This window comes from Ensifer sp. LC384, from assembly GCF_001695865.1.
In the GTDB taxonomy this organism is placed as follows: domain Bacteria; phylum Pseudomonadota; class Alphaproteobacteria; order Rhizobiales; family Rhizobiaceae; genus Ensifer.
Genome location: NZ_MBST01000005.1, coordinates 159,921 through 176,200, shown reverse-complemented (window position 1 = coordinate 176,200; position 16,280 = coordinate 159,921). Strand labels below are relative to the sequence as shown.

Below are 16,280 nucleotides of genomic sequence, written 5' to 3'. Positions count from 1 at the left end.
GGCACCCTCATGGCCGAGGATCGCCGGGAACAGACCTTCGGGGTCGGCGCCCGACAGCGTGAAATCGTCGGTGTGGCAGATGCCGGTCGCCTTGACCTCGATCAGCACCTCGCCGGCCCGCGGGCCTTCGAGCTGAACGGTCATCACTTCCAGCGGCTTGCCGGCCTGAACGGCGACGGCGGCGCGTACATCCATCTATTTTCTCCCTTCGGCTAAGAATGATTTCGGGCGGCATCGGCGCATCGGCCAATGTCACCCGTTGGAATCGGCAATGAACTAGCGAATAGTCTGTTGGACGCGATTGAGTTCCATCTCAAGAGCCGCAATCGCCTTGCCGGTCTGTTCGTGCAATTTCTTGACGAGCGCGAGTTGCTCGCGAAGGCTTTCGCCGGAGGCGGACTTCGTCTCGTCGTCAGGCGCGCGGCCCATTCCGGCGATCAGCCAGGCGGGTGTGACGCCGAGCACGCCGGCAAGCATGAACAGGCGGTTGGTGCGCGGCTCTGCTCGATCGCGCTCCCAGGCGGCGACCGTTTCCGTCCGTACGCCGAGCTGATCGGCGAGATCCTTGGTAGAAAGATTGGCTGCGTCGCGCGCGCGCCAGATGCGTCCGCCCAGCGTATCTCCGTCGCCGGTATCGCGCAGGCGGGCAATCATCGTTTCGGTGGACAAGCGCATGGATATCTCCTTTGCCACGGTTACGTTCAAAGGTCCCGGTTTCTGATCGGAGAAGTGAGAAAGCTTCTCCTCCGGGGCGGAAGATGACGTGAGCTTATAGGCATTCGGCCCGTCGGGGACCACCCCGGAGCGGCAAAAACGCGGTCAAAAGCGGCTCGGACGATGAAATACGCTCTTCCGCATCGTACCCGCATGCGTTGAAAAGCGCTGCGAACGTTCTAAGGTGGCGCATCCAAATCGGAACGAGCCCATGACCGCGCCGGTATCGACAGCAGCCAATCCCCAGAACACGGTGATGCAGGGCGTCGCCATCATGCTCTTTGCCATGGTGATCTTGCCGGGCATGGACGTGATCGCCAAATACATGGCCGTCTTCGAGGGCATGGCGCCGGCTCAGGTGACCTTCTACCGCTTCTTCTTCCAGCTTGTCGCGACATTGCCCTTGCTCCTCAAGATCGGGGGCGTGCGGGCGCTGCGTCCGAAACGTCTCTGGCTCAATTTGCTGCGCGGCGTGCCTTTGGCAGCGGCCGCGCTGTTCTTTTTCATTTCGGTGAAATACATGCCGCTCGCCGACGTGTTTGCGATCTATTTCGTCGAGCCGTTCATACTGACATGCCTATCCGCACTGATCCTGCGCGAGAAGGTCGACTGGCGACGCTGGTTGGCCATTGCAGTTGGTTTTGCCGGGGGGATGATCGTCATCCAACCGAGCTTCGCTGCCTTTGGGGCAAAGTCGTTGCTGCCCGTTGCCTGTGCCTCGGTCTTTGCCTGCTATCTCCTGTTGAACCGGGCGGTCGGAACGGCGGACAGCCCGCTGACGATGCAGACGATCGCCGGTATCGGCGGAACGCTGTTCATGGTCGGCGTGATTGCGATCGGTAACGGCATGGATGTCGCGGATTTCGAGCCGTCCTTGCCGAAGACGGCACTCGGCTGGGTGCTCGTTGTCATCCTCGGCTCGCTTTCGGGTTATGGCCACCTGCTGGTGGTCAAGGCCTTCCAGGCCGCACCCGTTTCCCTGTTGGCGCCGTTTGCCTATTTCGAAATCGTCACCGCGACGGCCCTTGGCTACTTGATCTTCGGCGACTTTCCATCGGTCTCGAAATGGCTCGGCATAGCGGTCATCGTCGTGTCGGGGCTCTTCATGATCTGGCGCGAGCGACAGGCCGGCGATCGATCCATCGAAGCGCCCTGATACATACCGGCTCCTGGTGCCTCCCCATTCAGGCTTCGTCGTTGCGGGTCGGGCCGAACACCGTCTCGAAGGCTTCGCGCAGCCGGATGTCCACATCGGCCACCATCACCGGCAAGCCGAGATCGACGAGGCTGGTCACGCCGTAGCCGCGGATGCCGCAGGGCACGATCCCGCCGAAATGGTCGAGGTCCGGATCGACGTTGAGCGAGAAGCCGTGAAAGCTCACCCAACGGCGCAGACGAATGCCGATCGCCGCGATCTTGTCTTCGGCCATCGACCCGTCGGGGAGCGAAGGTTTCTCCGGTCGGCGAACCCAAACGCCGACGCGATCCTCGCGGCGCTCGCCTTTGACGTTCATCGAATCCAGCGTTGAGATGATTACGCTTTCGAGCGCGGCGACAAAGGCCCGAACATCCTGTCTGCGACGCTTGAGATCCAGCATGACATAGACCACCCGCTGGCCGGGCCCATGATAGGTGTATTCGCCGCCTCGGCCCGTTGCGAACACCGGGAACCGGTCGGGCATCACGAGGTCGGCCGCGTCGGCGCTTGTGCCCGCGGTATAAAGCGGCGGATGTTCCACCAGCCAGACGAGTTCGTCGGCGGTGCCGGCGGCAATGTCAGCGGCTTCCCGCTCCATCGTTTCAACTGCCTGTGGATAATCGACGAGGTGAGGGGCAATTCGCCAACGAACCGGGGGTGATTCCGGTGGGGAGAACATGTCCTGGCTCAGGTTTTCGCGCTGCATTTCCGTCTGCATTCCTGTTTTGATCCCCTGTACATGGGACGGCGCGCGACAAGAGTCCAGCGTTTGCAGGGCTTCGCGAGGAGGCTGTTGAAATAGTTTCTTTTCCCGTCAAATTTCTGTCGTCATGCCCTTGTGCACCCCAGAGGCTTTTGCTACATGCAGCCCCGCCGGAGCAATTCGGCGCCTACCACGATGCGGTCGTGGCGGAATTGGTAGACGCGCAGCGTTGAGGTCGCTGTGGGGCAACCCGTGGAAGTTCGAGTCTTCTCGACCGCACCAAGAACCCGGCTTAGGCCGGGTTTTTTGTTTTTATATCCTATACTTAGCGAAGTGGGTGCCCCACATCGGGACCATGCACGGGGCGCATTATTCGTTCTCTGGCGCCGAGCGCGAGTTTCCAGCTTCAATCCGGACGAATTACGCCACGGCGTCGTGTTCCTCGCGCGCAGCTTCCCAGACTTCCCGCGCTGCATCCAGGTTCATCAGTGCGATCCCCAGCCCAACAATCAAATCCGGCCAAGCTGACTGCCACAGGTAAGCCGTCGCCAGACCCGCGCCGATGATGGCGACATTGGCAACGGCATCATTGCGGGCAGACAAGAACGCCGCCCGCGTCAGGCTGCCGCTTTTATGGCGGTACGCGGCGAGAAGGTATGCACAGAACAGGTTGACCAGGAGCGCGCCAAAGCCGGTCAGGGATAGCGCAAAGGGCTCAGGCGGGATTGGATCCATGAACTTCGCCCAAGCCGTCCATAAGAAGGCCAGCGCGGGGACAAGAAGAATGAATGCCATCGCCATACCGACCCGTGCGCGGCTCCGCGCTGTCCAGGCCAGCGCAAAGAAAATCAGGATGTTCACGGACGCGTCTTCGAGGAAATCGACACTATCGGCCAAGAGAGACACAGAGCCGATGGCAAGGGCAACGAGGAATTCAACCCCGAAGTAGCCTAGGTTCAATAAGGCGACGATGAGCACAACGCGGCGTAGATTGTTATCCACCAAGGGGTTCCTTCATGGCTGCCGAGATACACCATCGACAATTTGGCACACTTGCTAACAATAGATTGCTATCCATAACGTTACGTGTCGACATATGCATCGCTCATGGAAACCTCTGCCAACGGACCCACTATTACCCGCAGCGCGCCGGCAGCATTTGGCGGAGGCGCGATTATCGGCGTACTCGGCGGCCTGATCGGCCTTGGCGGCGCCGAGTTCCGCTTGCCGCTGCTCATTGGCCTATTCAATTTTGCAGCTCTGGAAGCCGTCATCCTCAACAAGGCCATGAGCTTGGTTGTAGTTGCGACGGCCCTTCCGTTCCGGGCAGCAACCGTACCGTTCGAAGCGATCGCGGAAAATTGGTCCATTGTGGTCAATCTGCTCGCGGGAAGTCTGTTGGGCGCGTGGTTTGGGGCAGGGTGGGCCACGCGTCTCAAATCTGAAACCCTCTATAAGGTCATCGCGGCTTTGCTCGTTGCGATCGCGGTCATTCTGGTTGCGGGCCATGACGCGACGGCGGGGCAACCACTTTCGACCGGAGCGGCACAGCTCATCGCCGGCGTAGCGGCGGGCTTCATTATCGGGATCGTCGCCTCGCTCCTGGGTGTGGCCGGTGGGGAACTGCTTATTCCGACGCTTGTGCTTCTATTCGGCGCGGACATAAAGCTAGCCGGGAGCCTTTCACTGGCAGTGAGCCTGCCAACGATGCTTGTCGGCTTTACCCGATATAGCCGAGATCAGAGCTTCGCCGTCTTAGGTAAGAACAAGGGTTTTCTCTTCGTTATGGCGGCGGGCTCGATTATGGGGACGTTCATTGGAGGATTACTTTTAGGTGCAGTGCCTAATGGCGTTCTGCTGCCGGCTCTCGCTGTGATTTTGCTGATCTCTGCGGTAAAAGTCTGGCGACACACCTAGCGCAAACAGTGTCGTTCATCGGGCAATTTGCACTACAAAATGCACTCCAAACTCACTGAGTGGTCGTCATGGGTGGTTGATAGACAATAGGTGAGGGAGGCAATCGAAACATCTCGACCGCACCAAATGTTCCCCTTTTGGGCGAGCCGCTCGGGGATGTCATCAGCCAGCGATAATCCCGATCGTGCAGATGCGGTTATTTCACCGTTCCGTAGGGCGAAGCCTGCTGTGCTTCACCGCCGGTGCCCGTGTCTGCCGTGGGGTCTGTATCAGTCGGCGCCAGTACCCGGCCCTGCTTGTTGTCGATGCTGCCGGTTTGTTCGGGCGAGGGTTGCGGTTGGACCTGATCGACTGCCGTTGTCCGGTCGTTGTCGTTGCTTTCGCCCCAGATCCCGGCGCCGCCCCAGACAAGCAGCGCCAGGAACAGGCCGGCTCCGAGGATGGCCAGAACACGCACGCCTAGCGACCCCTCGCGGCTTTCGCCAGCCGTAAAGCTCTCCCGGTCGGCGTCGTGTGTCGCCGGGATGGGATCGCCCCGTTCATCCAGATACTTGCTCATTGGATGACCTCCGTTGTTGTCATCGTAAACAACGGGATTCCAACGACAATGTTCCGCCTTGAGGCAAAATCACCCCGGCAGTTGGCCAGGAATGAGAGCAGCCGAAATGCCAACGAATTTGGCGATCCGGCGCCATGCTTCTTTCCATCCGAAAGCCAGGGTTTCAGTTCGACCAGGTATCGGCCACTGTGCGGCGCACGAGCTTGTAGGTGTGGTCGGGTTGAACTTCGTAGGTTTCGAAGACCATGGTGCCCTGATGCATGAAGCGGTTCTGGATCATCGTGCCCGGCGCCGCTATCGTCTTTCGCATAGGGCCGGTCTCGCCGTAGGTGAGGCTACCCGGTAGCGGCTCGATGTTGGGGGATGCGCTGTTGCATCCCGCCAGCGCGAGAAGGGTGAGAATTGCGACATGCGTCGGTCTCATAGGCTGATCCTTGATTGAAAACCTGGTTTGAAACTAGAGGTTTTGTCCCGGGACGAAAAGCGCGGGGTCGATTGATATCCTGTTGTCTGCTCGATCTCCCAGAAGACCGGCCCTTGCCACGTCAGTTTCGTGCCAATTCCCTTACGGCTTTCTCGAATCTCTTGACGGCGCGCTCCCGCTTCAGGCGCGACAGACGCTGCGTCCAGAAGATGCCGTCGAGTTGGTCGATTTCATGCTGGAGGCAGATCGCCATGAGGCCATCCGCGTCCTCCTCGACAATGGTGCCGTCGAGCGTCTGGTATCGAACGCGGACGGCTCCGGGACGCTCGACGTCTTCGGAAATTCCGGGCATCGAAACGCTGCCCTCGGCGTGTTTCACAATGTCGTTCGAGCACGAGACGATCTCGGGATTGACGAAGATACGGACACCACTTTCGCGGTCGAGCTCGATCACCGTCAGCCGCTGCAACATGCCGACATGCGGCGCAGTGATGCCGATACCCGGTGCAGCGCGCATCGTGTCGAGAAGGTCGTCGGCAAGCGCCCGCAGGGCATCATCGAAATGATCGACGGTCTTCGCTTCCCGGCTCAGCAACGGATCTGGAAAACGAAGAATGGGACGGATCGCCATGGCATGCTCCTCGGCTGCGGCCGCATAGTGCTATCCGATCGCGCTGTCGATGTCGACTGCGTGCGTGCATGTGCGTTTCCCATGTATTTGCAACAGCTTGAATAAATCTGTTGCCACAGTGGCGACGCCTGCGCCTGCGATGTGGACCTCGGCAGGGCTTTGCGCTAGCAGGGCTGTAAGGCTCAGTTCCGAGAGGCGGATCTGGGCGGTAAAACCGGCAGTGATGTACCCTTTCCCAAGTCCGCGCGTGGCGGGCCGGAAAGTTGGCAATCGTTTCGAGGGCGCGCTCATGAGCAATACCGGCGACGACGACCGCGGTTCCGAAGAAATCCCCGCCTATGACGGGGCAGACATCTATGCCGACGATGGTTCGGTGCGCTCCGACCTCCTGATGCATGTCGGCGCGGCGATTGCCGACCGCGATACGATCTATCTGCGCCAGCATGTCGCCGGTCTGCATTCGTCCGAAATGGGCGACCTGCTCGAGGCGATCCAGCCGGAACAGCGCCTGGCGCTCGTCTCGCTGCTTGGCAAGGATTTCGACCTTTCGTCGCTGACCGAGGTCGACGAGGTCATCCGCCTCGACATCGTCGAGCATCTGCCTAACGAGCAGATCGCCGAGGCGTTGGGCGAGATGGATTCGGACGATGCCGTCTACATTCTCGAGGATCTCGATCAGGAGGACCAGGACGAGATCCTGGCGAAGCTGCCTTTTACCGAACGCGTTCGCTTGCGCCGTTCGCTGGACTATCCCGAGAGCACGGCTGGCCGGCGCATGCAGACGGAATTTGTCGCCGTGCCCCCGTTCTGGACGATCGGGCAGACGATCGACTACATGCGCGAGGACGCGGACCTTCCCGAGAGCTTCACGCAGATCTTCGTCATCGATCCGACCTTCAAGCTTCTGGGCGCGGTCGATCTCGACAAGGTTCTGCGCTCCAAGCGCTCGATCAAGGTCGACGCCATCATGCGCGACACAAGCCATGCCATTCCCGCGGAAATGGACCAGGAGGAAGCGGCGCAGCTCTTCGAGCAATACGACCTTCTCTCCGCCGCCGTAGTGGACGACAATGGTAGGCTCGTCGGGGTCCTGACCATCGATGATGTCGTCGACGTCATCCAGGAGGAGGCGGAGGAAGACTTGCTGCGCCTGAGCGGCGTCGGCGATGAGGAATTGTCGGACTCGGTGGCCGAGGCTTCCCGCTCGCGCGTTCCGTGGCTGTTCGTCAATTCGATGACGGCCTGCATATCCGCCTCGGTCATCGGCCTTTTCGATGCGACCATCCAGCAGATCGTCGCGCTCGCCATTCTGATGCCGATTGTCGCCGGAATGGGCGGCAATGCCGGCTCGCAGACGATGACCGTGACGGTGCGCGCGCTTGCGACCCGCGGCCTCGACATTCATAACGCTCCGCGAATCATCCGCCGCGAGGCGGGGGTCGGTCTGCTGAACGGCATGATCTTCGGCACTCTGATCGGTCTCCTGGCCGGACTCTGGTTCCAGGACCCGAACATCGGCGGCATCATCGCCACGGCCATGCTGATCAACATGATGGCTGCAGCCCTTGCCGGTATCTTGGTTCCGCTGCTTCTGGAGCGTTTTGGCGCCGACCCAGCCGTCTCCTCAGCGGTCTTCGTGACCGCCATCACCGACGTCACCGGCTTCTTCAGTTTTCTCGGTATCGCCACCTGGTGGTTCCAGGTCACGTGACGTCGGCGGTTGTTTGACTTTTACGTCAAGGTCAACGATAGTGACGGTCAAGAAATCATGGAATGGCAGCTTGAATAAGTACTATAGCATTACCGAATTGACGCGGGAATTCGGCATTTCGACCCGAACGCTGCGGTTCTATGAGGACGAGGGCCTCATCCATCCGGAGCGCCGCGGCCGAACCCGCATGTTTCGACCGGCAGACCGTCGGCTGATTCAAGAGATTTTGCGTGGCCGGCGCATCGGTTTCACGATTGCCGAGATTCGCGAAATCATCCAGGTCTACAAGGATCCGCCCGGTGAACTGGGTCAGTTGCAATTGCTGATGAGCCGCGTGGAGGTCAAGCGCGAAGAGTTGCGCCAGAAGCGCAAGGATATCGAAGACACCTTGACCGAGCTCGACAACGTCGAGGAGGCCTGTTTGACTCGTCTCGCCGAGATCGGCGTCGGCACCTGATTGAGCCCGTTTTCGGCGCGCATAGGGATTGAGAAGGGCGGCTCTGGCCGCCTTTTTTTGTGTCTATTTGCAGCCTGATCAGATCCAGCGGCTCGTATGCCGGCAGTAGCGCTCGAACTCGAAGCCGAAGCGCGAAAGCAGATGCCGCTCTTCGTTGCGAATGGCGAAGATCGTCGTCAACATCACCGCTGCAATCGCCATGATGAAGAACCAAGGATTGAGCGTGATCAGGCCAAAGCCGATCATCATCAACGTGTAGCCGAGGTAGATCGGATTGCGGGTGAAGCGGAACGGCCCGTAGGTGACGAGGCACGTGGCGCAGCGGTGCGGAAGCACGGCCGTATGGCGATCCAGCAGCGTCTTGACGGCCCAGAGGTCGAGCCAGATTGCAGCCGCGACAAGAATGCCGCCGGAAAGCCAGGGCACCCAGCCATGACCGTGGGCCACTGGGATCGGCGCGTATCGCGCAAGCAGCAAGGCTGCGAGGGTGGCGGTCCCGTAGAGCAGGGCCGGCCACGGGAAACTCAGCGGCTTGGCACGATAGGCATTCATGTCCTAGTCCCCTGATTGCACGTCCATTGTGCATTGACCGGCGATTCGCGCAATGCGTTCATCGGTGTTCACGTTGATCTTTCCCCTGTTCAGTTCATCGAACAGGTTCTGCTCCACCAGGCGATCGAGCGTGCATCCGCAGAAGGCGTCGCAAGGCACGGCCGGATTGCCGCGGCTGCAGGCCTCGACGCAGTTCGTGCGGTAGGCTTGCTTGGGGTCCGGCAGTGTCGGCGGTGAGACCAGCGAGAAGAGGTAGACCAATCCGATGAGCAGCGGCTGGTGGAGGAGGTATATGGCCAGACTGTGACGCCCTCCGAAGACCAGCGCTTTCGTCCACAGGCGCGTTTTTCCGTCGCCGACGGGGCGCCTTGCCAGAGCTGCCACCAGGCGCGCATGTGCCAGCTTTGCGGTGCCGACACCGAGGAGAAAGGGTGCGAGCCACGGCAGCAGCGGCACGTAGTCGTTCGAACGCGGGATCGTCTCGGAGAGCCCGACCCACCAAAGATACGGCGCATCGAAGATCGCCGAGCGAAGATAGAGCGGGGCGGCGAAGGCGGCGGCCGCAGTCGCGAACGAAATGATAGCCGGAAGGGGCAGGAAGAGCAGACCGAAGAGGCTTGCTGCGGCAATCGAATGCAGGATGCCGAAGAAGATGAACGTGTCGGGGAAGGCGAACCAGGTCGCGATGCTGATCAGTGCGGCCGCGCCGGCGATCTTGGCGAAACGACGCATGAAGGCGTCGAAACGGATCTTCGGCCGTTGCCCGAGTACGAGGCTGTAGCCTGCCAGAAACAGGAAGCTGCTGGCAATCAGCCGCGCAAACATCTTCCACCCGCCGGTGCCGGCGGTTCCGGCCGCGATATAGCCGAAGAATTCCAGATCCCAGACGAAATGGTAGAGGGCCATGGCCACCAGTGCCAAGCCGCGCAGCACATCGATGAAGACGAGCCGGCGACGAGCACTGCTCGTCGGTTGCGGTTCAACGGTTGAAGTCATGTTGGTATCGGACATGGTGCTCGCCATCCTGTTGGCGCGAATGAGACTGTCAGGTCTGGCTTGCGCCAGACCGGTTTTGATCGCTGGGAAAGAGAAGATGCCGCTGAATACCCGCCCGGACCATATCCGACGGGTATAGCAACAGCGGCTAGCCGGCGGCGTCCTGCAACAGGGCCGCACGCGCCTCTGAGAAGAACTGTCGGCGTGTTAGGACGAAGATGACGAAGATTGTCAGGCCAACGAAGGCGTAGGGGCTTATGAACCAGCCGAGATAACCGATCGATAGGAAGATCGCCCTGAGGCCGGCATTGAAGTGCTTGGCGGCAAGTACGTTCATGCGCACCGCGCGCTCGGCCGCAATTTCGGCGCTGTGCCGGTCGCGTATCATGTCCGCCGTCATCGGTATGCCGCCCATGAGGATCGAGCAGTAGTTGAACAGGCGATAGGACCAACCGAACTTGAAGAAGGAGTAGCCGAAGAGGCAGGTGAGCCCGGCGACCTTCAGCTCGAAGGCCGTCCGTCCGCCGTGGAAGACATAGGGCATGTCGGCGAAGATCATCTGTGCCTGCTCGGTCGCGCCCAAGAGAGCGAAGCAACCGCCGAGCGCGAAGATCGTTGTCGAGGCGAAGAATGCGGTGCCGGCCTGCAGCCCGGCAATGATCTGCGTATCGATCATCTTCAGGTCGCGGTTGAGCGAATTGCGAATCCACCGGCCACGATGCTCGTTCATCAGCCGCGTGAGACTGATGCGTTTGAAGCCACGAGTACCGTCTGTCGCCCAGCTGAAGCCGGCCCACAGCAGGATGAACACGACAAGTGCTATGTAATCTTCGAAGGTCATACACGTGTTTTTGGCATGGCTTTTGGAAATTGCAAGATCGGCGCGCCTGTGGAGAATCGGCGGTGCATCAACTAGTGTGATGAAATTGCGGCGGAATTTCTTCCTGCAAAAATGCGTCGACTCCAGCGTTTGGTCGATTGACGGGAGTGCGGATACGCCTCTGACACCTTTCCGCCATATTTCATCGTTGCGTCTTTACACTTTCTTCAGTATGCATTGCGCCATGCACGGGCCCCTGATGTGTGGCCCGCAGCCGTTGAGAGTTTTTCGGAGACATCATGGACAATACAATACAGAAGTCTTGCTGGGGCGTGACTGCTCGCGCCGTAGCCGGTTTCGCTGGCGTTCTTGTTCTTGCTTATCTTTTCGGCGGCCTTTGATACCCAAAAGTCCCCTGATTGACAGCGCGGCTTCGTAGAAGCCGCGCTGTTTTGATTCCGGGCGGTCGTAACGTCAGGCCTGGTGGCTGCTGCCCGTTTCGCCAGCGCAATGTCGCACCAGCGGGATCGGATGTCGGTTGATCGCCTGATCGACAGGGGTAGGATGGCTTAGGGTTTGATCCTATATCTAAGGGTGAGGGTACTGCTTCGGTCCTGAGGAGAGATCGAGGTTTGTATCGACTGTGCAATCATGCATATGACGGCATCCGGCGATCGGCCGGGCGGCATATGTTCAGGCTCCGGGCAGGCAATTCATGTTTCTTTCCGTTTTCGACGTCTTCAAGATCGGTATTGGTCCTTCGAGTTCGCATACGATGGGGCCGATGTCGGCTGCCAATCGCTTTCTCGAACTGATCCTGTCCGACGAATGGCCGCGGCCGTCGCACGCATCTGTCGCTGCCATCAAGGTCAGCCTGCACGGCTCGCTCGCCCACACGGGCATCGGCCATGGCTCGGGCAGGGCGGTTGTGCTCGGGCTTGTCGGCGAACGTCCCGATCGCGTCGATCCGGACCGCATGGATGCCTTGATCGACGAAGTTGAGCGGACCGGGCGCATAACGCCGCCGGGACATCCACCTTACGAATTTCAGCCGAAGACCGATCTGATCTTCGACAAGAAGGTGCCTTTGCCGGGCCATGCCAACGGCATGTCTTTCTCGGCTTTCGACAAGGACGGCCGCCTTCTGCTCAAGCGCATCTACTATTCGATCGGTGGCGGTTTCGTCGTGACCGACACGGAACTCGACGCCATGCGCGCCTCCAAGAACAAGCCCGCTGGCGTCAAGGTGCCGTTCCCCTTCAGCACCGCCCAGGAAATGCTGGATATGGCGGCCCGGTCGGGCATGACGATCGCGCAGATGAAGCGGGCAAACGAAGAATGCACCATGTCGCCCCAGGAACTGAACGAGGGGCTCGACCGCATCTGGGGCGCCATGAGCAGCTGCATCGATCGCGGCCTCAGCCAGGACGGCATCATGCCGGGCGGCCTCAAGGTGCGTCGCCGCGCCCGCTCTATTCACGACAAGCTGCAGGAAGAATGGCGCTCCAACAAGATCAACCCGCTGCTCGCCAACGACTGGCTGAGCGTCTACGCCATGGCCGTCAATGAAGAAAATGCGGCCGGCGGACGCGTGGTGACGTCGCCGACGAACGGTGCCGCTGGCGTCGTTCCCGCGACCATCCGCTATTACATGCATTTCCACGACGACGCCGATCAGGACGGCGTTCGCGACTATCTGCTGACGGCCGCTGCCATCGGCGGCATCATCAAGCACAATGCGTCGATTTCGGGTGCCGAAGTCGGCTGTCAGGGCGAGGTCGGGTCGGCCTCGGCAATGGCGGCGGCGGGCCTCGCGGCCGTTATGGGCGGTTCGCCAGAGCAGATCGAAAACGCTGCCGAGATTGCGCTCGAACATCACCTCGGCATGACCTGCGACCCGGTCGCCGGCCTGGTCCAGGTGCCCTGCATCGAACGCAATGCGCTTGGCGCCGTCAAGGCCGTTACCGCCGCGTCGCTGGCGCTCAAGGGCGATGGGCAACATTTTGTGCCGCTCGACGCCTGCATCGAAACCATGCGCCAGACCGGCGTGGACATGAACGAGAAATACAAGGAAACCTCGACCGGCGGCCTGGCGGTCAATGTCGTCGAATGTTGAGCGGCGCACGAACGATTGTGGATGACGCTGCGCAATTCGCTTGACCGTGACGGTAGGACGGGTGTTCAAAAACAGCCATGTCTCTGCATCTCATAAAGCTCTGCGTCGGAGCGGAATCGATCGAGGACCTGCGCGAATGGGTTTCGCGCAAGGCCCTGACTGCGATTGCCGCCGGCCTTGAACCGCATTCGTTCCACACGACCCGCATGGTCCCGAAACGCGTGGACGAACTTCTGGATGGCGGCTCGCTCTATTGGGTCATCAAGGGGCAGGTGCAGGCGCGTCAACCGTTGATCGGCATCGAGACTTTTACCGACGGGGAAGGGATCGGCCGCTGCAACCTGATTCTCGGCCCCGAAGTTGTCGAAACCGAGCTGCAGCCGCGCCGGGCTTTCCAGGGCTGGCGCTACCTCAAGGCTAACGAGGCACCGCGAGATCTTGCGTCGCTGTCCGGCGGCGGCGCCGACATGCCGCTCGAACTCCGGCGCGAACTGGCTGAACTCGGTCTGCTCTAGCCAGACGAAAAAGGCGGCCGAAGCCGCCTTTCAAATTCAGAACAATCAGAGGATGCGCATCTTCAGCGGCTGGCGACGGCCGGGCGCCGTCACGTGAAGATGGATGCCCGCGCGTGGCTGTGTCGAGCGCCAGGCTCTTGCGCCATGTGTCAGCAGCATGCCCACCAGATCCTTGGTCTTCGCCTTTGGGCGGTTGAGACCGAGATCGGCAATGCGCATCGCTGCCTCGTGCAGCGGATGCAGATTGATGCGCGACGGTTTAACCCGTCGCCCCGGCAAGGGAGTGACACCCGGAACATTCTCGTTCATTGCCATAACTAACCTCGTACGCTTTACAAAACCGAGGGGGGTGGCCGAACTAACAAACCGGCCACCGAAACTAGATGCCGTCTACTGCTGGGCGGCCCAGCAGGAAATACCTTTCTTCTTCAACGCCTTGCATGCGTTGACCGCTGCATTCTGGTCGTCGAATCCGCCAAAGCGGGCGCGGTAGACCTGAGCGCCGCCATTGCTGAAGGCGACGGTAAAGGGTGTTGCCTTGCTGAGCGCCTTACCACCCTTGTCCTTGGCGTTGCCGAGCAGCGTCATGGCCTGGTCCTTGTCCGGCGTCGCGCCGATCTGGATGACCCAACCCTGAGGCTGTGGCGCGGCCTGCGGCTCGGCTTCGGCCGCCACCGGCTCACGCTTGGGAACGGAATTGGTGATCTGAGCGTCGACCATGCCTGCAGCAACCGGCTGGCGCGATAGCTTGATGCTCTGGGCGTCCAGCGTATTGGGAACGATCTTCGGCGAAAGGACCGGGTTGTCCGAGGCGCGCTTGGTTCCGGCATAGGCCATCTGCACGCTGTTTGTATTTTCGCCATTGTAACGCACGGCCGGTACGGGGCCGGTGTTCGGCAGATCGAGACCTGCAACTGCGGCAACCGGGCTGGCAACGGGCGTTTCCGTGACCTGTGCGACAGCGATCGGCTCTTCTGCCACGGGCGCAGCCGGCGTTTCGGCGATCAGGTTGCCGCCGCCGCGGCGCGAGGCCGTCGGCATGTACTTTGCCACGAGACGGCGCATCTGGGCGTCGCGGCTGGCACCGGAGGTGCCGCCCATGACGACGGCAACGATGCTGCGACCGTCAAGTTGCGCGGAGGTCACCAGATTGAAGCCTGAGGCACGGGTGTAGCCGGTCTTGATGCCATCGACGCCGCGCACATTGCCCAGCAGGCGATTGTGGTTGCCGATCGTCTGCTTGCCGAAACGGAAGCTGCGGGTGGAGAAATAGTCGTAATACTGCGGAAAATGCTGGCGCAGCGCGAGGCCGAGGCGGGCCTGGTCACGCGCCGTCGTGCGCTGCTCGGTGTTCGGCAGGCCGTTGGCGTTGCGATAGGTGGTGCGGGTCATGCCCAGCGCACGCGCCTTGTTGGTCATCATGCGGGCGAACCGCTGCTCCGAGCCACCCAGCAGTTCGCCGAGCGCCGTCGAGGCGTCGTTGGCCGAGCGGGTGACGAGCGACAGGATCGCTTGCTCGACGGTGATCGCCTGTCCCGCGCGCACTCCAAGCTTCGACGGAGGCTCGGCCGAGGCGTTCTTGGAGAAGGGAACGGGTGTCGATTTGCTGATCCGGCCAGATTCGAGAGCTTCGAACGCCAGATAGAGCGTCATCATCTTGGTCAGCGACGCAGGGTAGCGCAGTTCATCCGCATCTTCTCCATAGAGAACCTTGCCGGTTTTCGCATCAACGACGATGCCCGAATATTTCGGATTGGCCAAAGCGGGCACTGCGAAGGCAACCGATGCGACGGCGCCCGCAAGGACGATCCGTCCTACCATCTTTGAAAAAGCGCCGAACGGGCGTTTCGCGAGATCAAGAAAACCTGATTGGGACACTACGCTACTCTTCATTCTCATGTCATGGGTGTTGTCCGGACGCCGCCTCCGGGAACGACCGTTCCTGAGACAGTATCGGCATAGCGTTACCAATCGGTTTATGATGAATGATTGGTTTCCGGAACCGGACGCATTTTTACAGAGGTGATACCGGTGTAGCGCAATGGTGCGGCGCACAAGCCAGCATCACACCACTTGGACGAAATCAGGGCACGAGATGGCTTTTCACAAAGCCACCCACAGCATTGTCGATTTCGCGCCATTGCGGCAGCAGATTGCGGGAAAACCGGTAAAGGATGACCAGATCCTTGCCTGCATGAATATCGCGCTGGCAGTCCGCACTCGTGGAGGCCTCGTTGGCGCCAGGATCCAGGCAGCGCACGACATAGGTTGGCTCCCCTTCGCGCTCAGCGGTAAAGAAGGCTTCGCCTGCATAACTCGACGTCGCCTTGATACCATGCCGCGTCAGCCCGTTGGGGCCGGGGCTTGCGGCGCCCTCGAAAACCTGGCTGTAGATGGGCTCGAGCCGACCGGACATGTCGCGCGACATGGTGCTCTGCGAGATCTGCAGGAAGATCAGGCTCTCGGGACGGTTGACGTTATTGAAGAGGTGGCGGTTGTCATCACTGTAGCCTTCGAACGCCGGCCAGGTCAGGTAGATGTCGACGCGTTCAGCGATCGATGTTGCCCGCTGGCTTTCAAAGCGAATGACATTGGCGGGCAAACGAAGATGATCCTGGCCGATGAAGATATCGTAGGGCGTGAGGCTGGACGTGTGGCCGGCAAGGGCGAGGTTTTCCCCAAACCAGCGTCCCGATAGCGAGAGCGCCGCGGTGATTGCTGCGAGCAAGACAACGACCGCGGTGACTTTGTAGACGAAGCGTCCTGAAAGAAGCGGGCTCAGTTCCGGCTCGGAGTTCCCGTTTGAAGAGGTGCTCATCGATGGGGCATCCCGTCGCGGTGGCCGCGCGATATGTGGCGGTTCAACTGCCGCCGGTCGGTTTGTAGCGTCAGGTGGACTCTGGCAAGGTTTGCTTGTCTGACGCTGGTCGAAGATGGTTAATTTTCGATGAAATCGACGCGCGTCTC

General features: G+C 60.6%; 19 protein-coding genes and 1 tRNA gene. 7 read left to right on the top strand and 13 right to left on the bottom strand.

Annotated features, from left to right (window positions below; translation table 11 throughout):
- On the bottom strand, positions 1–195 hold a 195-nt coding region (locus tag BC363_RS07385), incomplete at its 3' end, for an alcohol dehydrogenase catalytic domain-containing protein (RefSeq protein WP_153047631.1).
- Positions 196–276: 81 nt separating this feature from the next.
- Positions 277–675 (bottom strand): helix-turn-helix domain-containing protein, encoded by a 399-nt coding sequence (locus BC363_RS07380; protein WP_065781304.1) that lies wholly within the window; start codon positions 673–675, stop codon positions 277–279.
- Positions 676–925: 250 nt separating this feature from the next.
- Here BC363_RS07380 and BC363_RS07375 point away from each other — a divergent pair, with 250 nt between their 5' ends.
- Positions 926–1,870 (top strand): DMT family transporter, encoded by a 945-nt coding sequence (locus BC363_RS07375; RefSeq protein ID WP_065781303.1) that lies wholly within the window; start codon positions 926–928, stop codon positions 1,868–1,870.
- A 28-nt stretch (positions 1,871–1,898) separates the two neighbouring features.
- Here BC363_RS07375 and lipB read toward each other — a convergent pair whose 3' ends face one another.
- The gene (gene lipB / locus BC363_RS07370) at positions 1,899–2,618 is read right to left on the bottom strand and encodes a lipoyl(octanoyl) transferase LipB (protein ID WP_065781318.1); all 720 of its coding nucleotides are present in this window, start codon (positions 2,616–2,618) and stop codon (positions 1,899–1,901) included.
- Positions 2,619–2,812: 194 nt separating this feature from the next.
- Here lipB and BC363_RS07365 point away from each other — a divergent pair.
- A tRNA-Leu gene (locus tag BC363_RS07365) sits at positions 2,813–2,897 on the top strand.
- Between the two features lie 138 nt (positions 2,898–3,035).
- On the opposite strand, the gene BC363_RS07360 is transcribed toward BC363_RS07365, so the two are convergent.
- On the bottom strand, positions 3,036–3,620 hold the full coding sequence (locus BC363_RS07360; protein WP_065781302.1) for a cation diffusion facilitator family transporter: 585 nt from the start codon (positions 3,618–3,620) through the stop codon (positions 3,036–3,038).
- Positions 3,621–3,722: 102 nt separating this feature from the next.
- Here BC363_RS07360 and BC363_RS07355 point away from each other — a divergent pair, with 102 nt between their 5' ends.
- Positions 3,723–4,532: a sulfite exporter TauE/SafE family protein gene (locus BC363_RS07355; protein ID WP_065781301.1), complete on the top strand. Its 810-nt coding sequence runs from the start codon at positions 3,723–3,725 to the stop codon at positions 4,530–4,532.
- Between the two features lie 196 nt (positions 4,533–4,728).
- Here BC363_RS07355 and BC363_RS07350 read toward each other — a convergent pair whose 3' ends face one another.
- The 3 genes from BC363_RS07350 to BC363_RS07340 form a co-directional block, all read right to left on the bottom strand.
- Positions 4,729–5,091, bottom strand: coding sequence for a hypothetical protein (locus BC363_RS07350; RefSeq protein ID WP_065781300.1), 363 nt, complete (start codon positions 5,089–5,091; stop codon positions 4,729–4,731).
- Between the two features lie 163 nt (positions 5,092–5,254).
- The gene (locus BC363_RS07345; protein ID WP_065781299.1) at positions 5,255–5,515 is read right to left on the bottom strand and encodes a hypothetical protein; all 261 of its coding nucleotides are present in this window, start codon (positions 5,513–5,515) and stop codon (positions 5,255–5,257) included.
- Between the two features lie 121 nt (positions 5,516–5,636).
- On the bottom strand, positions 5,637–6,146 hold the full coding sequence (locus tag BC363_RS07340) for a peptide deformylase (protein WP_065781298.1): 510 nt from the start codon (positions 6,144–6,146) through the stop codon (positions 5,637–5,639).
- 289 nt (positions 6,147–6,435) lie between these two features.
- On the opposite strand from BC363_RS07340, the gene mgtE reads away from it, so the two are divergent.
- Positions 6,436–7,857, top strand: coding sequence for a magnesium transporter (mgtE, locus tag BC363_RS07330; RefSeq protein ID WP_065781296.1), 1,422 nt, complete (start codon positions 6,436–6,438; stop codon positions 7,855–7,857).
- Between the two features lie 70 nt (positions 7,858–7,927).
- Positions 7,928–8,314, top strand: coding sequence for a MerR family DNA-binding transcriptional regulator (locus BC363_RS07325; protein ID WP_053247195.1), 387 nt, complete (start codon positions 7,928–7,930; stop codon positions 8,312–8,314).
- A gap of 78 nt (positions 8,315–8,392) precedes the next feature.
- On the opposite strand, the gene BC363_RS07320 is transcribed toward BC363_RS07325, so the two are convergent.
- The 3 genes from BC363_RS07320 to BC363_RS07310 all read right to left on the bottom strand — a co-directional run bounded on the left by BC363_RS07320 (position 8,393) and on the right by BC363_RS07310 (position 10,703).
- Positions 8,393–8,866, bottom strand: a complete 474-nt coding sequence (locus BC363_RS07320) for an isoprenylcysteine carboxylmethyltransferase family protein (protein WP_065781295.1) — start codon at positions 8,864–8,866, stop codon at positions 8,393–8,395.
- A gap of 3 nt (positions 8,867–8,869) precedes the next feature.
- Positions 8,870–9,877 carry a DUF1624 domain-containing protein gene (locus BC363_RS07315; protein ID WP_065781294.1) on the bottom strand — a complete coding sequence of 336 codons (1,008 nt, stop codon included), beginning with the start codon at positions 9,875–9,877 and terminating at the stop codon, positions 8,870–8,872.
- Positions 9,878–10,010: 133 nt separating this feature from the next.
- Entirely contained in the window at positions 10,011–10,703 is a 693-nt protein-coding gene (locus BC363_RS07310) for a DUF599 domain-containing protein (RefSeq protein WP_065781293.1), read from the bottom strand.
- A gap of 694 nt (positions 10,704–11,397) precedes the next feature.
- On the opposite strand from BC363_RS07310, the gene BC363_RS07305 reads away from it, so the two are divergent.
- Positions 11,398–12,798, top strand: coding sequence for an L-serine ammonia-lyase (locus BC363_RS07305; RefSeq protein ID WP_065781292.1), 1,401 nt, complete (start codon positions 11,398–11,400; stop codon positions 12,796–12,798).
- 77 nt (positions 12,799–12,875) lie between these two features.
- On the top strand, positions 12,876–13,313 hold the full coding sequence (locus tag BC363_RS07300; RefSeq protein ID WP_065781291.1) for a DUF1489 family protein: 438 nt from the start codon (positions 12,876–12,878) through the stop codon (positions 13,311–13,313).
- A 45-nt stretch (positions 13,314–13,358) separates the two neighbouring features.
- On the opposite strand, the gene BC363_RS07295 is transcribed toward BC363_RS07300, so the two are convergent.
- The 3 genes from BC363_RS07295 to BC363_RS07285 all read right to left on the bottom strand — a co-directional run bounded on the left by BC363_RS07295 (position 13,359) and on the right by BC363_RS07285 (position 16,131).
- Positions 13,359–13,628: a hypothetical protein gene (locus tag BC363_RS07295; RefSeq protein WP_065781290.1), complete on the bottom strand. Its 270-nt coding sequence runs from the start codon at positions 13,626–13,628 to the stop codon at positions 13,359–13,361.
- Positions 13,629–13,703: 75 nt separating this feature from the next.
- Positions 13,704–15,212 (bottom strand): D-alanyl-D-alanine carboxypeptidase, encoded by a 1,509-nt coding sequence (locus BC363_RS07290; protein WP_065781289.1) that lies wholly within the window; start codon positions 15,210–15,212, stop codon positions 13,704–13,706.
- A 184-nt stretch (positions 15,213–15,396) separates the two neighbouring features.
- Positions 15,397–16,131 carry a hypothetical protein gene (locus BC363_RS07285; RefSeq protein WP_065781288.1) on the bottom strand — a complete coding sequence of 245 codons (735 nt, stop codon included), beginning with the start codon at positions 16,129–16,131 and terminating at the stop codon, positions 15,397–15,399.
- Between the last annotated feature and the right edge of the window lie 149 nt (positions 16,132–16,280).

What these genes read in the sequence shown, in the direction of transcription:
- BC363_RS07380 (WP_065781304.1), bottom strand. Translation starts at nt 675, where the DNA reads ATGCGCTTGTCCACCGAAACGATGATTGCCCGCCTGCGCGATACCGGC.
- BC363_RS07375 (WP_065781303.1), top strand. Translation starts at nt 926, where the DNA reads ATGACCGCGCCGGTATCGACAGCAGCCAATCCCCAGAACACGGTGATG.
- lipB (WP_065781318.1), bottom strand. Translation starts at nt 2,618, where the DNA reads ATGCAGCGCGAAAACCTGAGCCAGGACATGTTCTCCCCACCGGAATCA.
- BC363_RS07355 (WP_065781301.1), top strand. Translation starts at nt 3,723, where the DNA reads ATGGAAACCTCTGCCAACGGACCCACTATTACCCGCAGCGCGCCGGCA.
- BC363_RS07350 (WP_065781300.1), bottom strand. Translation starts at nt 5,091, where the DNA reads ATGAGCAAGTATCTGGATGAACGGGGCGATCCCATCCCGGCGACACAC.
- BC363_RS07345 (WP_065781299.1), bottom strand. Translation starts at nt 5,515, where the DNA reads ATGAGACCGACGCATGTCGCAATTCTCACCCTTCTCGCGCTGGCGGGA.
- BC363_RS07340 (WP_065781298.1), bottom strand. Translation starts at nt 6,146, where the DNA reads ATGGCGATCCGTCCCATTCTTCGTTTTCCAGATCCGTTGCTGAGCCGG.
- mgtE (WP_065781296.1), top strand. Translation starts at nt 6,436, where the DNA reads ATGAGCAATACCGGCGACGACGACCGCGGTTCCGAAGAAATCCCCGCC.
- BC363_RS07320 (WP_065781295.1), bottom strand. Translation starts at nt 8,866, where the DNA reads ATGAATGCCTATCGTGCCAAGCCGCTGAGTTTCCCGTGGCCGGCCCTG.
- BC363_RS07315 (WP_065781294.1), bottom strand. Translation starts at nt 9,877, where the DNA reads ATGTCCGATACCAACATGACTTCAACCGTTGAACCGCAACCGACGAGC.
- BC363_RS07310 (WP_065781293.1), bottom strand. Translation starts at nt 10,703, where the DNA reads ATGACCTTCGAAGATTACATAGCACTTGTCGTGTTCATCCTGCTGTGG.
- BC363_RS07305 (WP_065781292.1), top strand. Translation starts at nt 11,398, where the DNA reads ATGTTTCTTTCCGTTTTCGACGTCTTCAAGATCGGTATTGGTCCTTCG.
- BC363_RS07300 (WP_065781291.1), top strand. Translation starts at nt 12,876, where the DNA reads ATGTCTCTGCATCTCATAAAGCTCTGCGTCGGAGCGGAATCGATCGAG.
- BC363_RS07295 (WP_065781290.1), bottom strand. Translation starts at nt 13,628, where the DNA reads ATGGCAATGAACGAGAATGTTCCGGGTGTCACTCCCTTGCCGGGGCGA.
- BC363_RS07290 (WP_065781289.1), bottom strand. Translation starts at nt 15,212, where the DNA reads ATGAGAATGAAGAGTAGCGTAGTGTCCCAATCAGGTTTTCTTGATCTC.
- BC363_RS07285 (WP_065781288.1), bottom strand. Translation starts at nt 16,131, where the DNA reads ATGAGCACCTCTTCAAACGGGAACTCCGAGCCGGAACTGAGCCCGCTT.